Origin of the sequence: Streptomyces sp. HUAS ZL42, assembly GCF_040782645.1 — a bacterium.
GTDB lineage: Bacteria > Actinomycetota > Actinomycetes > Streptomycetales > Streptomycetaceae > Streptomyces.
The window spans coordinates 9,032,292-9,044,479 of sequence record NZ_CP160403.1; the positions used below are offsets into that span (position 1 = coordinate 9,032,292).

Annotated in this window: 15 protein-coding genes and 1 riboswitch; of the genes, 5 read left to right on the forward strand and 10 right to left on the reverse strand. The window is 73.6% G+C overall.

Features of this window, described 5'->3' with window-relative positions; all coding sequences use genetic code 11:
- The 6 genes from ABZO29_RS41270 to ABZO29_RS41295 form a co-directional block, all read right to left on the reverse strand.
- Positions 1-807 carry an FAD/NAD(P)-binding protein gene (locus ABZO29_RS41270; protein WP_367325327.1) on the reverse strand — a complete coding sequence of 269 codons (807 nt, stop codon included), beginning with the start codon at positions 805-807 and terminating at the stop codon, positions 1-3.
- The gene (locus ABZO29_RS41275; RefSeq protein ID WP_367325328.1) at positions 804-1,268 is read right to left on the reverse strand and encodes a Crp/Fnr family transcriptional regulator; all 465 of its coding nucleotides are present in this window, start codon (positions 1,266-1,268) and stop codon (positions 804-806) included. The genes ABZO29_RS41270 and ABZO29_RS41275 overlap by 4 nt, the downstream gene beginning before the upstream one ends.
- Complete coding sequence (locus ABZO29_RS41280; RefSeq protein WP_367325329.1) at positions 1,265-2,422, reverse strand: 4Fe-4S dicluster domain-containing protein; 1,158 nt, start codon at positions 2,420-2,422, stop codon at positions 1,265-1,267. The genes ABZO29_RS41275 and ABZO29_RS41280 overlap by 4 nt, the downstream gene beginning before the upstream one ends.
- A gap of 421 nt (positions 2,423-2,843) precedes the next feature.
- Positions 2,844-3,101 (reverse strand): HypC/HybG/HupF family hydrogenase formation chaperone, encoded by a 258-nt coding sequence (locus tag ABZO29_RS41285; RefSeq protein ID WP_367325330.1) that lies wholly within the window; start codon positions 3,099-3,101, stop codon positions 2,844-2,846.
- Positions 3,102-3,107: 6 nt separating this feature from the next.
- Positions 3,108-5,396 carry a carbamoyltransferase HypF gene (hypF, locus tag ABZO29_RS41290; protein WP_367325331.1) on the reverse strand — a complete coding sequence of 763 codons (2,289 nt, stop codon included), beginning with the start codon at positions 5,394-5,396 and terminating at the stop codon, positions 3,108-3,110.
- The gene (locus ABZO29_RS41295; RefSeq protein WP_367325332.1) at positions 5,393-5,932 is read right to left on the reverse strand and encodes a hydrogenase maturation protease; all 540 of its coding nucleotides are present in this window, start codon (positions 5,930-5,932) and stop codon (positions 5,393-5,395) included. Before ABZO29_RS41295 ends, hypF begins: the two co-directional genes overlap by 4 nt.
- 125 nt (positions 5,933-6,057) lie before the next feature.
- Here ABZO29_RS41295 and ABZO29_RS41300 point away from each other — a divergent pair, with 125 nt between their 5' ends.
- On the forward strand, positions 6,058-6,939 hold the full coding sequence (locus ABZO29_RS41300; RefSeq protein ID WP_367326382.1) for a fructosamine kinase family protein: 882 nt from the start codon (positions 6,058-6,060) through the stop codon (positions 6,937-6,939).
- 26 nt (positions 6,940-6,965) lie between these two features.
- Here the strand turns inward: ABZO29_RS41300 and ABZO29_RS41305 are convergent, their stop codons facing one another.
- The gene (locus ABZO29_RS41305; RefSeq protein WP_367325333.1) at positions 6,966-7,790 is read right to left on the reverse strand and encodes a universal stress protein; all 825 of its coding nucleotides are present in this window, start codon (positions 7,788-7,790) and stop codon (positions 6,966-6,968) included.
- A 195-nt stretch (positions 7,791-7,985) separates the two neighbouring features.
- Between ABZO29_RS41305 and ABZO29_RS41310 the strand changes: the two genes are divergently transcribed.
- Positions 7,986-8,894 carry a universal stress protein gene (locus tag ABZO29_RS41310; protein WP_367325334.1) on the forward strand — a complete coding sequence of 303 codons (909 nt, stop codon included), beginning with the start codon at positions 7,986-7,988 and terminating at the stop codon, positions 8,892-8,894.
- A gap of 71 nt (positions 8,895-8,965) precedes the next feature.
- On the opposite strand, the gene ABZO29_RS41315 is transcribed toward ABZO29_RS41310, so the two are convergent.
- Both ABZO29_RS41315 and ABZO29_RS41320 read right to left on the reverse strand, forming a co-directional pair.
- Positions 8,966-9,316, reverse strand: a complete 351-nt coding sequence (locus ABZO29_RS41315; protein ID WP_367325335.1) for a hypothetical protein — start codon at positions 9,314-9,316, stop codon at positions 8,966-8,968.
- 38 nt (positions 9,317-9,354) lie between these two features.
- Entirely contained in the window at positions 9,355-9,720 is a 366-nt protein-coding gene (locus ABZO29_RS41320) for a DUF6479 family protein (RefSeq protein ID WP_367325336.1), read from the reverse strand.
- Between the two features lie 95 nt (positions 9,721-9,815).
- Between ABZO29_RS41320 and ABZO29_RS41325 the strand changes: the two genes are divergently transcribed.
- Complete coding sequence (locus ABZO29_RS41325; RefSeq protein ID WP_367325337.1) at positions 9,816-10,190, forward strand: four-helix bundle copper-binding protein; 375 nt, start codon at positions 9,816-9,818, stop codon at positions 10,188-10,190.
- A gap of 24 nt (positions 10,191-10,214) precedes the next feature.
- On the opposite strand, the gene ABZO29_RS41330 is transcribed toward ABZO29_RS41325, so the two are convergent.
- A complete protein-coding gene (locus tag ABZO29_RS41330; protein WP_367325338.1) occupies positions 10,215-10,784 on the reverse strand; it encodes a histidine phosphatase family protein in 570 nt (189 codons plus the stop codon).
- Between the two features lie 110 nt (positions 10,785-10,894).
- A riboswitch (cobalamin riboswitch) is annotated at positions 10,895-11,045 on the forward strand.
- 35 nt (positions 11,046-11,080) lie between these two features.
- Here ABZO29_RS41330 and ABZO29_RS41335 point away from each other — a divergent pair.
- Positions 11,081-11,302, forward strand: coding sequence for a CbtB-domain containing protein (locus ABZO29_RS41335; protein ID WP_367325339.1), 222 nt, complete (start codon positions 11,081-11,083; stop codon positions 11,300-11,302).
- Positions 11,303-11,326: 24 nt separating this feature from the next.
- A complete protein-coding gene (locus tag ABZO29_RS41340; protein ID WP_367325340.1) occupies positions 11,327-12,097 on the forward strand; it encodes a CbtA family protein in 771 nt (256 codons plus the stop codon).
- The last annotated feature ends 91 nt before the right edge of the window (positions 12,098-12,188 follow it).

The following is a 12,188-nucleotide window of genomic DNA, read 5'->3' on the forward strand; positions in this document are numbered from 1 at the left end:
TCACAACTCCCTTACCGACAGGAGAGGTTCCGCGTACTCCCAGTCCACGACGGGACCTGCCTGGCACAGCAGCAGGGGCCCGAGCTGGCAGTGTCCGCAGTGCCCCGTCGCGCAGCGCATGTTCCGTTCCAGCGAGACCCGGATGCGGTCGCGGGGCACACCCCGGTGGGCGAGCTCGCGGGCGGTGGCGCGGATCATCGGCTCGGGTCCGCAGACGAACGCCCAGGTGTCGTCCGGATCGAAGTGCGCCCGCCCCAGCAACTGGGTGACCACGCCGACGTCCCCGCGCCAGTCCGGGTCGGGCTGGTCGACCATCACTCCGGTGTAAGCAGTGGCCCAGCTCTCCACCTCTTTCCGGGCGATCAGGTCACCGGGAGTGCGCGCGCCGACCAGGACGTTGACGCGGCCGTACGCCTCCGGCTCGGCCAGGGCGCTCAGGATCAGCGGCCGCAGCGGGGCGAGACCGATCCCGCCGGCCACGACCAGCACGTCCCGGCCGCGCGCCCGTTCCAGTTCCCAGCTCGTGCCGTACGGGCCGCGGAGGCCGACGACGTCGCCGACCCGGGCCGCGCACAGTCCGTCGGAGACCGCGCCCACCGAGCGGACGGTGTGCGCGAGACCGCCCGTGGCCTGCACGGAACTCACCGAGACGGGGATCTCACCGCGGCCGAAGCAGTGCACCATCGCGAACTGTCCCGGCACGAAGTCGGGCAGCGCCGCGCCGACCGGCTCGAGCCGCAGCGTGACCGTGTCGGCGGTCTCCGGCCGACGGGCGACCACGCGATGGGGGACCGGTACGGCGGTCATCGCGTTTCCCTCGTCTCGTACGTCCCGTACAGGTCGACCAGCCGGGCGCGGGCCGCGTTCAGCCGGTGGGCCAGCACCCGGCCGACCCAGTGCTCCAGGGAGCGGCCGAACTCGGCGTCGTCCCGGCACATCAGACGCACGGCGACGGCGTCGAACTCGTAGGCGTGCACCGGTGTGAGGGTCCTGGCGCCCAGCTGCCAGACATACGGTTCGAACAGCCAGGACCAGCCGACGAGGTCACCGACGCCCAGGGTCTCGATCACGGGCGGGCGGTGGCCGGGCACGTGCATGTCGAGCGCGACCGTGCCGTTGCGGACGATCCAGAAGCGGTCGGCGCGTCCGCCCTCCTCGAACAGCCGGGTGTCCTGCCGGAATTCCACCTCGCGGGCGACGCGCAGCAGCCGGTCACGGTGTTCGGGCGGCAGTGCGTGCGTCATGCGCAGGGTGATCGAGGGAGTCATCGCGCCGTCTCCGTCTCCGTCTCAGTCTTCGTCTCGTGTTCGGCGTGCAGCGCGGCGACTTCCTCCGTGATGTCGATGCCGGCCGGGCACCAGGCGATGCAGCGCCCGCAGCCGACGCACCCGGGCGTGCCGAACTGGTCGTGCCAGGTGGAGAGTTTGTGGGTGAGCCACTGCCGGTAGCGGCTGCGGGCCGAGGTGCGCACCGGGCCGCCGTGCAGGTAGGAGAAGTCCAGGTCGAAGCAGGAGTCCCAGCGCTGCCACCGCTCGGCGTGGTCACCGGTCAGATCGGTGACCTCCTCGGTGGTGGTGCAGAAGCAGGTGGGGCACACCATCGTGCAGTTGCCGCAGGTCAGACAGCGCGCGGCGACGTCGTCCCAGCGCTCCGCGTCCAGGCTGCCGCCCATCAGGGAGCGCAGGTCGACCGGGGGCAGCGCCCGGCCCATGCGGTCGCGGGCCGTGTCCACCGAGACACGGGCGGTGGCCTCCGTGTCATCGTCCGCCGGGCGGTGCGGCACCTCGGCCAGCAGCCGGGCGCCCTCGTCGCTGCCGACGCGGACCAGGAAGCGGTGCCCGTCCTCGTCCACGACCTCGGTCAGCGCGAGGTCGTAGCCGGGGTCGGCCGCGGGACCGCCGCCCGTGGAGATGCAGAAGCAGGTGGCGCCGGGCTCGGTGCACTCGGCGGCGATCAGGAAGGCCTTGGACCGACGCCGTCCGTAGCCGGTGTCCGCATACCGCCCGCCGGTCAGAACACGGTCCTGGATCGCGATGGCACGCAGGTCACAGGGCCGAACGCCGAGAAAGGCGTACGCGGGCGCCTCGGGCTCGTCGCCGGTGAAGGAGAGACCGCCGTCCGGCGTCCGGTCGGTGCTCCACAGCCGCTCCCGCGACGGATGCAGGAAGGACTTCCAGGACTGTGGGCCCGCACTGTGGGCGAAGGCCGCCCCGTCCTCGCGCCGGACGAGCCGGTAGCGGCCGGCGTCCAGCTCGACGCCCCAGCCGTACGGCAGTTGGTCCGCCGACGTCAGCTCCGCCAGTACGATCGCGTCGTCGCGCACCGTCGGCCCGACGACGGTCCGTCCGTGTGCCACCAGAGCCACGACGAGGGCGTCCAGACCGTCCCGGTCGAGTATGACCGGACGTGCGGTGGCGGTCATGACGGTCCTCCTTGTCCGGGCGGCTCCGTGCTCCTCCATCGTCAGCTTCCAGCCCGGCACGCGCCTGGCGGCAGGGGCCGACCGGCCCCTGCCGCCAGGCCGACCGGATCACCCGGGGCCGACCGGCCCCAGGGCCTGTCCGGCGGATCATGCCGCAGCCGCGGGGCCTGGCACGCCCTCCCCCTCTCGGCTTCGCTCGAGCGGGAGGTGCCCCCACCGGCGGCGTCGTCGGTTGCCGACTCCCCCCACCCCGGGCTTCGCTCGAGCGGGGGAACCCCCATCGCGTCGACGCCCCCTCCGCCTTGCAGTCGGACGCTCGCCCCCCGCTCGGACAACCTCACGCGAGGGCACCCCCATGGCCGCGCTCACCTGCGCTGATCGGCGCCGTCGCCGCCCTGCGACCTGATCCGCCGGACAGGCCCTAAGGCAACGGCTCGCCCAGCTCGCCCTCCACTGCCCCGGCCATCGCCCGCAGTACCTCCAGCGTTCGCCGCGCCTCCGCCTCGTCGACCTGCGTGATCGCGAAGCCGACGTGCACGATGACGTACGTGCCGACGTCCGCCTCGGGGGTGCAGCTGAGGCAGACCTCGCGCCGGATGCCGCCGAAGTCGACGGTGGCCATGCGCAGGCCGGCGTCGTCGTGGATCTCCAGGATCCGGCCCGGGATGCCGAGACACATGGGCGCTCACTCCTTCCCGGCCAGCCGTGCGGCCGCGACCGCCGCCTGGCCGTAGCTGATTCCCCCGTCCCCGACCGGGACCTGGCCGCCGACCAGCACCCTGAGCCCCTCCGCGTGCAGTCGTCGCTTGATCTCCGTCAGCAGCCGGCGGTTGACGAAGCAGCCTCCGCCGAGACACACCGTGCGCGGCGCGCCCTCGGCGACGGCCCGGGAGACGAGGTCCGCGGTGACCATCGCGAGCGTCAGGTGGAAGGCCGCGGCCAGTCGGGCCACCGGCTCTCCGTCCATCTGCCGCGCCAGCAGGTCGGCGAGGGTCGGTGCGGGGTCGTACACCCACAGACCGCCCGTGCGCACGATGCGATGGCCGAGCGGTACGGCATGCTCGTCGCCGGCCGCCGCCTCGAGCAGGACGGCCGCCTCGCCCTCGTAGCCGACACGGTCGGCGAGCCCGAGCAGCGAGGCGACCGCGTCGAAGAGCCGTCCGGCACTGGACGCGCGCGGGCAGTTCACGCCCTTGGCGACCATGGCCCGTACGGCGGAGACCTCGGCCGGGTCGAGACGCCCGATGAACCGCCGGGTCAGCCACGGGTAGGGATGAGGGGAGCCCAGCGTCTCGCCGCCGAACAGATGACCGAGCGCCGTGCGGGACGGATGACGTACCGCCGCGTCCCCTCCGGGCAGGGGTGCGGTCGCGAACCTGCCCACGCGGCGGTAGCCGGTCAGATCGGCGACGAGGATCTCGCCGCCCCACAGTGTGCCGTCGTCACCCAGGCCCAGGCCGTCGTAGGCGACCCCGAGGAACGGCCCCCGCACGCCGTGCTCGGCCGCGCAGGCGGCCACGTGCGCGTGATGGTGCTGCACCGCAGTACGGCGCACGGGCTGCGCCTCGGCCCACTGCGTCGACAGATAACCGGGGTGCAGGTCGTGGGCGAGAACCCGCGGCTCGATGCCGGTCAGGTGCTTGAGATGGTCGTACGACGCCCGGAACGCCTCGTAAGTCGCCAGGTCGGCCAGGTCGCCGGTGTGCGGCCCGAGATGAGCGCGGCCGTCCGCGGCGAGCGTGAAGGTGTGCTTGAGCTGCGCGCCCACCCCGGCGACCGGCTCCCGTACGGGCAGCGCCAGCGGGGCGGGGGCCAGTCCGCGCGCCCGTCGGACGGTGATCCGGATCCGTCCGGTGAACTGCACCACCGAGTCGTCGTAGCGGGACCGGATCGGCCGGTCGTGCGTGAGGAAACCGTCCGCGATCCCGGACAGGGCGCGCCGGGCCTCGCCGTCGTCGACGGCGATGGGCTCGTCGCTGAGATTGCCACTGGTCACCACCAGCGGCCGGGCCAGCTCGTCCAGCAGGAGGTGGTGCAGGCCCGTGGTGGGCAGGAACAGCCCGACGCGGGGCAGGCCGGGGTGCACCTCGGGGGCGAGCGGCGGAGCGCCGTGCCGTCGCCGCCGCGCCAGCAGCACGACCGGGCGCTCCGGGGACGTCAGGGCGCGCTCCTCGGTCGCGCTGATCCGGGCCAGTCGCGACGCCGCCCGGAGGTCGGCGACCATCACGGCGAAGGGCTTCGCCGGACGGTGTTTGCGGCGGCGCAGCTCGGCCACGGCCCGCGGATCACCGGCGTCGCACACCAACTGGTAGCCGCCGAGCCCCTTCAACGCGATGATCCCGCCCCCGGCGACGGTCTTCACCGCGGCCCCGAGGGCGTCCTCCCCCCGCAGGTCGTCCCAGGCCAGCCGGGGACCGCAGAAGGGGCAGGCGACGGGTTCGGCGTGGAAGCGCCGGTCGGCGGGGTCGGCGTACTCGGCCGCACAGGCGGCGCACAGCGGGAAGCGGCGCATGGTCGTGCGGACCCGGTCGTAGGGCAGGTCCTCGATGATCGTGGCGCGGGGTCCGCAGTCCGTGCAGTTGATGAAGGGATAGCGGTGGCGCCGGTCGCGGGGGTCGCGCAGCTCGCGCAGGCAGGCGTCACAGATCGCGGCGTCGGGCGGGATCTCGCGGCCGGCCGGGTCCGTGGACGCGGGCGCGCTGTGCCGTACCTCGAAGCCCCGTGCGTGTGCCGGCCCGTGCCGGCCGGGGGACAGCCGGACCCGGCGCACCCGCGCGAGGGCGGGGGCGCCGCACCGCAGTCGGGCGGCGAACTCCTCGATCACGCCGGAGGGTCCGGCGACCTCGCCCTCCACATGGCCGTTGACGTTCGCCACCCACCCGCTCAGGCCCAGTTCGGCCGCGGTGCGGTACACGAAGGGACGGAAGCCGACGCCCTGGACGATGCCCTCGACGTGGAAGCGGCGCACGGTCATGGCCTGCCCCCGGGCTTCGCGTCGTGCCGTGGGGTCACTGCCTCCGCCGCCGACCGCCGATGCCGCGCCACCTCGTCCTCGACGGCACGGGCGAGCGGATCCACTGCGCCGGCGACGGCGGGGGAGAGTCCGGTGCCGAACGATGTGTCGAAGCCCTCCACGGCGTAGACGACCAGAAGGTCCGGCAGGAGTCCCAGGACCCGGGCGAGTTCGACGGCCTCACCGAGGCCCAGCCCGTGCGAACTGGTGGTCGACGGCCGGCCGATCCCGCCGGCGTCGAGCTCGAGGCGGTGCACACGGCCGGGCGTGCCCGGGTGGGCATGGGCCGCGTCCACGACCACGGCGAGGGACGCACCCTCCCACAGCCCGATCAGCCGCCCGGGGTCGCCGTCGCAGGTGGCGAGCACGGTCTCCGGAGGCAGTGGCCGCTCCTCGGCCCGTTGCCGGAGCCTGGCGAGCACGGCCCAGCCCACACCGTCGTCGCGCCGGAACTCGTTACCGACGCCGACCACGACGATCCGACTGAGCGCCCTCATGTCCCCACCGTGCGTCGGCGCCCGCCCGCCCCACAGGGGCCGAACGACCCATCCCGCAGGGCCGATGCTCCCCGGCGAGCGGCACACCGGCCCCGCGTACCCTGGTCGCCGTGTCCGACCGACGCATGCCCTCCAGCGCATCGGCCGCGGCCGGCGAGGATCCGGGTGCCGTGGCCGCCCGGCTCACCGGGCGTCCCGCGATCGGTGGGCGGCCGCTGTCGGGCACGCTCGCCGAAGTGACCCTCGACGGCGGGCAGGTGGTGATGGTCAAGCGCGGTGACGAGCCGGGCTCGGTACGGGCCGAGGCGGCCGGGCTGCGCTGGCTGGCCGGAGCCGGCACGGTCGGCGTCCCCGCCGTGCACGGCCATGACGAGCGGTGGCTGGTGACCGACCGGGTCCCGACCGGCCGCCCGAGCGCCGCGAGCGCGGCCCGGTTCGGCCGCGACCTGGCAGCTCTGCACGCCTCCGGGGCGCCGGCGTTCGGTGCTCCGCCACCCGACGGGCCGGTCGACGCGTACATCGGGCTCGCCCCGATGCGCAACGTCACCGGCACCGACTGGCCGCGCTGGTACGCCGAGCAACGGGTGCTGCCCTACCTGCGCCGTGCGGTCGACGACGGCATCCTGCGGCACTCCGAGGCATCCGGCGTCGAGCGTCTGTGCGACCGGCTGCCCGAGCTGGCCGGCCCCGCCGAACCGCCCGCCCGGCTGCACGGCGACCTGTGGAACGGCAACGTGCTGTGGGGCACCGACGGGCAGGCCTGGGTGATCGATCCGGCCGCGCACGGCGGACACCGGGAGACCGACCTCGCCATGCTCCACCTCTTCGGCTGCCCGCACCTGGACCTGGTGCTGGACGGCTACCAGGAGGCGGCGCCGCTCGCCGGCGGCTGGGCGGACCGGGTCGGTCTGCACCAGCTCTTCCCGCTGCTGGTGCACGCGGTGCTGTTCGGACGCGGCTACGCCGAGCAGGCCCTCGCGGCGACCAGGGCGGCCCTGGCCCGCTGAGCGGCCGTGTCCGCAGCCGCGGGACTTCAGGACGGTACGACGGCGACCGGGCACTGGGCATGCTGCAGCAGGTCGTGCGCGACGGCCGCGGCGTGCCGGCCGATCACGACCAGCTCGGAGCCGCCCGAGGCATGGGCGAGGGCCTGCGCGGGGCTGAGCAGCACGACGTCCTCGAGCACGTCGACGTCCGGGTACTTCCCCCGCCACGGGCGCAGCGCGTCGGACAGCAGCTGCACCTCCTGGTCCTCCCAGCGGGCGCGGTCCTCCTCCGGCACCGCGAAGGGCAGTGCGTTCGCCTCGGCGGGCAGCCGCCAGGCGTGTACGGCGTGCAGCCGCACGCGGTGCAGACGAGCCGCTTCGAAGGCGAATGCGAGCGCCCCGTCGGCGGGGTCACGCGCGTCGATGCCGACCGTGACCAGGCCGGCCCTGCCGGGCGGCTCGGGGCGGGCGAGCGTCCCGGGCACCAGCACCAGCGGGCAGGCCGACGTGCCGGCGACGTGGGAGGCGGTCGACCCCACCGCGACTCCGGCGGCTCCGCCCTCGCCCCGCAGGCCGAGGACGACGATCTCCGCATGGTCGGTGACCGAGCTCAGCAGGGGCCCGGCCGTCCCGGCGAGACGCACGCTCCGCACCGTCAACGAGGGGTGCCGCGCAACGAGCTCGGCCACCACGCGGTCCGCCACGGTCTCCGGATCGTACGGCCACTGCTCGGCCGGATCCGCACCGCCGGGCGGCGCCACGTGCATCACCCGCAGGGGAAGCCGCCGCCGCAGTGCCTCGCGCGCGGCCCAGTCGGCCGCGGCGCGGCTGCGAGCGGAACGATCCACGCCGACAATGATCACGCGTTCCATGCTGCGCCGCCTTTCGGGCCGGGAGAACTCCACCCTGTTCGCCAGGACCGGACCCGCGCATGGGGCCGAACGGACCCGGCCGGAGCCCTGGCGGCCCATACCCGTCGGTAGCACGCGGCGTGACCCTGGCAGCGTGCACAGTTCGGGCTGGGTCGCGCGCAGTTCGACGGCAGTTCGAGTGCAGGAGGTGCGCACATGCTTCGTCCCGTGATCGCCGGAGTCGACGGATCGGCGGAGAGCCTCGCTGCCGCCGAGTGGGCTGCCCGCGAGGCGGTCCGCCGCGGCCGGCCCCTGCATCTGCTGCATGCCTGGAACTGGCACCCGCGTCAGGACGGCGAGCCGGCGACCGCGGCCCAGCGGCATCTGGCACGGCGTGTCCTGCGCCAGGCCGAGGAGCGCATCCACCGCACCTGCCCGGGCGTCACCCTCGACGACGAGCAGGTCGAGGGCCCCGCGACCGCGGCCCTGCTGCGCGCGGCCGAGCAGGCCGACGTACTGGTGCTGGGATCACGCGGGCTCAGCGGTTTCACCGGGTTCCTGGTGGGCTCTGTCGCGCTCGGTGTGGTGGCCCGGGCCCCCCGCCCCGTCGTCCTGGTGCGGGCGGGCGAGGAGGCCGCGGACGAACATGTACCGGCGGCCGACGGCAAGGCCTCCACGCGGACCGGATACCGGGACGTGGTGCTGGGCCTCGACCTCGGCGACCCGGCCGACGAGGTGATCGAGTTCGCCTTCGAGGCAGCCGGGGCGCGGGACGCCCGCCTGAGGGTCGTGCACGCCTGGCAGCCGCCCTCACCGTTGTCCCCGCTCGCGCTGGGACCCGGCGAGATCGTTCTCGTGGAGGGTCCGCAGCGTGTCAAGGAGTGGCAGGGTTTCATGAACGCCGTCCTTCAGACGTGGCGCGAGAAGCATCCCGGCGTCGAGGTCGTGGAGACCGTCATCGAGGGCCGGCCCTCCTCCCCGCTCATCAGGGCCGCGTCCGGGGCAAGCCTGCTCGTCGTCGGCCGCCGTACGACCGAACGCCCGGCGGGCCCGCGCACCGGCCCGGTCGCCCACGCCGTCATCCATCACGCCGACTGCCCCGTCGCCGTCGTACCGCACGACTGACTCGCGGCTCGAGGCGAGCCAAGCGGAGGCGCTCGACCAGGTGCCGCGCGCCTCCACGGTGTCGTCGAGGGCTAGGTGCGGTCGCCCTTCGGCTTGCCCCGTTGGTCCGGAGTGCCGTGCGGTGGTGGGCTGAAGGGCTGCCGCGAGGTCACGGGCGACACCGGGGAGCCGGCCTGGCGTGTGCCCTGCTCGGGGCGCACGGCCCGGGGATCGCCGGACGTCGGTTCGGCACCCGCCTGCAGCTGCTCCAGGCGGGAGGCCAGCAGCTCGGTCACGGGGAGCCGGTCGGCGTGCGAACGCTCGTACGCCAGCAGCTCCTCGACCTCATCGGCGGTCAGGGAACGTACGCGGCTCTCCAGGCCGCCGATCGGCAGGTGGTCGTAGTCGGGCAGGGGCAGGGTGTTGCGGCCGGAGTCGGCCATGGGTCTCACTTCCTGTGTGCGGGTGCGCCGGCCGGAGGTCAGTGGCCACCGATGCCACCGCCGCCGAACGAGCCGCTGGTTCCCTTGCTCCAGCGCGGCCGCCGCTTCGACGTGCTCGGCCGTGTCTGCATGTTGGTCAGTTCATAGGGGGTGAGGGGGCGACCCCCCTTGGGCACCTTGGGTACCTCGTCCGGCTCGCGGTTCTCCCGGACCTCGTGCACAGGGCCTTCCGGGGGCAGATGGGGTTGCTCCTCCGGACGCGGCCGGGGCGACTCGCGCAGCTTGACGCGGTACCCCAGCCAGAAGCCGCCGCCCAGGAGGACCAGGACGGCCACGGCAACGCCGAACATCGCGAGACTGAGCAGACCGCTCGCCTCGGCCAGCTGCATGGATGCGGTACTCATACCAGGCGAATACCCCTCGAACAGGGAGTGAACCGGCCCGTGCGGCTCCGCTTTCTCGGGGTTTGGGTCCCGCTCACTCCGGCTACTCGACCCCCGTGACACCGACGACATCCCAGCAGGAGCTGTTCCGGTTCCTGGAGGACCGCTTCGCCTGCGCCCAGGCGTGTACGGAGTGCGCGCGGGCGTGCGCGCTGCGCGCGAGTCTCCTGGATCCGGACGGGACCGAAGAACAGGAACTCGTGCGACGCAAGGGCATCATGTGCGCTGAGGTCTGCGACGCCACCTGCCGCGTACTGTCCGAGCAGACCCAGCTGGACGAGAACGGCATCCGCGTCCAGCTGGAGTGGTGCCGCACCGTCTGCCTGGAATGCGCTCACGTGTTCGATGAACATCCGGGCGCGGAGACGAGTGCGGCCGCGTGCAGGGCATGTGCACAGGCCTGCACGGACTTCATCGGCACGCTGGTCTGAGGCCGGGGGCCGGGCGGCGAGTCCTCAGCCGCCCAGGGGCCGTCCGATCCGTACGTTCCAGCGCCCCGACCTGCCGCTCAGTTCGACAGCCGTCAGTGGTGGGACGTCCGCTCGCCAGAACGACGCCTCAGGGGCGCCGAGGCCGCGGAGCACCGCCGCGCGCACGACCTCGGGCTCGGTCACGGCGACGATCCGGCCCGCCGCCGACGCGGCCTCGTCCAGCCAGGCCGCCACCCGCTCGCACAGCGCCCGCACGGACTCCCCGCCGTGCGGCGCCGACGCGGGATCCGCCAGCCATGCGGCGAGCGCCTCGGGCTCGCGCGCCCCCACCTCCGCCAGCGTCGCGCCGCGCCAGCGGCCCACGTCCAGTGCCGCCAACTCCGGTGCCTCCACGGCGTCGAGGCCCAGCGCCTCGGCCGTCTCCCGGCAGCGCACGGTGGGCGAGGACCAGGCCCGCTCCGCAGCCCCCACCGAGCCGGCGGCGGCCCGAGCGAGGCGCAGCCCCGTCGCGTCGAGCGGGCAGCCGTCGTCGAAGCGGGCCTCCCGCAGCGCCTCGCTGATCGCCGGTGAGATCAACATCACTCGGCTTGTCATGTCTCCGCCCCCGTGCATCCGTACACCCAACGCCCCTTCGCTGAACCGGACTTGACGGTACGACCAGGCCGGTCGGGCGTTCCCGGTGATTCCGTGCGCCCTTGGCCGGATCCCTGCTTCGCGGTACCGTCTCGTCGATATTGACGACGGTTCGGTGGAAGCCGGTGGGATTCCGGCACGGTCGCGCCACTGTATGCCGGGCACGCACCTCGGGTGCTGGCCGGGTGAGTCAGACCCCCGGCCCGTCGTCCTGTGCACCACCGAGACGGGACGCGAGTTCCCCAGGAGGTCCTGCCATGGCGCAGTCCGCTCTCCAGCCGAGCGCTGGTCCCACCGCCGTACCGGCCAAGCTGCCGCTCGGCGCGATCGTCCCCTGGGCGGTCTTCTTCGGCATCCTGATGCTGGTCCTGCTCTACTTCGTCGGCGCCGAACAGGGTGCCACCTCCGTCATGTCCGGAGAGAACGTCCACGAGTGGGTGCACGACGCACGCCACCTGCTCGGCTTCCCCTGCCACTGACGGCCGCGGAGGACGTACCAGCCCATGAATTCGGCAACTGTCCGCAACCTTCTGGTGCGTGGCATGCTCGCGGGACTCGCCGCGGGCCTGCTCGCCCTCGTCGTCGCCTACTTCCTCGGTGAACCGCGCGTCGACGCGGCCATCGCCTTCGAGGAGGCACACGCGCACGAGCACGGCGGCGCGGAGCCCGTCAGCCGTCTGATGCAGTCCACCGCGGGCCTGTCCACCGGTGTGCTCGTCTACGGCGTCGCGTTCGGCGGTATCGCCGCCCTCGCGTACTGCTTCGCACTCGGCCGGATCGGCCGCTTCGGGCCGCGCGCGAGCGCGCTGCTCCTGGCGACGGCCGGCCTGGTCGCCGTGTACGTCGTGCCGTTCCTGAAGTACCCGGCCAACCCACCCGCCGTCGGTGACCCCGACACGATCGGCAAGCGCACCACCCTGTACTTCCTGATGGTGGTGCTGAGCGTGCTGCTCGCCGTGGCCACCGTGATCCTGGGCAAGCGCCTCGCGCCACGCCTGGGCAACTGGAACGCGACGCTCGCCGCGGGCGCGTTCTTCGTCCTGGCCGTCGGGCTGGCATACGCCTTCCTGCCGTCCTTCAACGAGGTCCCGGAGCACTTCCCGGGCACCCTGCTGTGGCAGTTCCGCCTGGCGGCGCTCGCCGTCCAGGTGACCCTGTGGACCTCCTTCGGGCTGGTCTTCGGACTACTGGCGGAGCGGGAGCTGGTACCACGGCCCGCCAAGGCGGCCGCCGAGGGGAGCGCGAGCACTCGGGCAACTCCGGTGACGCACTGACCACTTCTGTTTCTCCGTGACGGAGGGGCTCCCGGTACGCCGGGAGCCCCTCCGTCATGTCGCGCCATTCCCAATTTCTGAAACACGTTCT

Excerpts from the sequence above, each read along its gene's own strand:
- ABZO29_RS41295 (WP_367325332.1), bottom strand. The coding sequence starts at position 5,932 with ATGAGGGCGCTCAGTCGGATCGTCGTGGTCGGCGTCGGTAACGAGTTC.
- ABZO29_RS41335 (WP_367325339.1), top strand. The coding sequence starts at position 11,081 with ATGGCGCAGTCCGCTCTCCAGCCGAGCGCTGGTCCCACCGCCGTACCG.
- ABZO29_RS41300 (WP_367326382.1), top strand. The coding sequence starts at position 6,058 with ATGCCCTCCAGCGCATCGGCCGCGGCCGGCGAGGATCCGGGTGCCGTG.
- ABZO29_RS41285 (WP_367325330.1), bottom strand. The coding sequence starts at position 3,101 with ATGTGTCTCGGCATCCCGGGCCGGATCCTGGAGATCCACGACGACGCC.
- ABZO29_RS41315 (WP_367325335.1), bottom strand. The coding sequence starts at position 9,316 with ATGGCCGACTCCGGCCGCAACACCCTGCCCCTGCCCGACTACGACCAC.
- ABZO29_RS41275 (WP_367325328.1), bottom strand. The coding sequence starts at position 1,268 with ATGACTCCCTCGATCACCCTGCGCATGACGCACGCACTGCCGCCCGAA.
- ABZO29_RS41270 (WP_367325327.1), bottom strand. The coding sequence starts at position 807 with ATGACCGCCGTACCGGTCCCCCATCGCGTGGTCGCCCGTCGGCCGGAG.
- ABZO29_RS41340 (WP_367325340.1), top strand. The coding sequence starts at position 11,327 with ATGAATTCGGCAACTGTCCGCAACCTTCTGGTGCGTGGCATGCTCGCG.
- ABZO29_RS41280 (WP_367325329.1), bottom strand. The coding sequence starts at position 2,422 with ATGACCGCCACCGCACGTCCGGTCATACTCGACCGGGACGGTCTGGAC.
- ABZO29_RS41330 (WP_367325338.1), bottom strand. The coding sequence starts at position 10,784 with ATGACAAGCCGAGTGATGTTGATCTCACCGGCGATCAGCGAGGCGCTG.
- ABZO29_RS41320 (WP_367325336.1), bottom strand. The coding sequence starts at position 9,720 with ATGAGTACCGCATCCATGCAGCTGGCCGAGGCGAGCGGTCTGCTCAGT.
- ABZO29_RS41310 (WP_367325334.1), top strand. The coding sequence starts at position 7,986 with ATGCTTCGTCCCGTGATCGCCGGAGTCGACGGATCGGCGGAGAGCCTC.
- ABZO29_RS41305 (WP_367325333.1), bottom strand. The coding sequence starts at position 7,790 with ATGGAACGCGTGATCATTGTCGGCGTGGATCGTTCCGCTCGCAGCCGC.
- hypF (WP_367325331.1), bottom strand. The coding sequence starts at position 5,396 with ATGACCGTGCGCCGCTTCCACGTCGAGGGCATCGTCCAGGGCGTCGGC.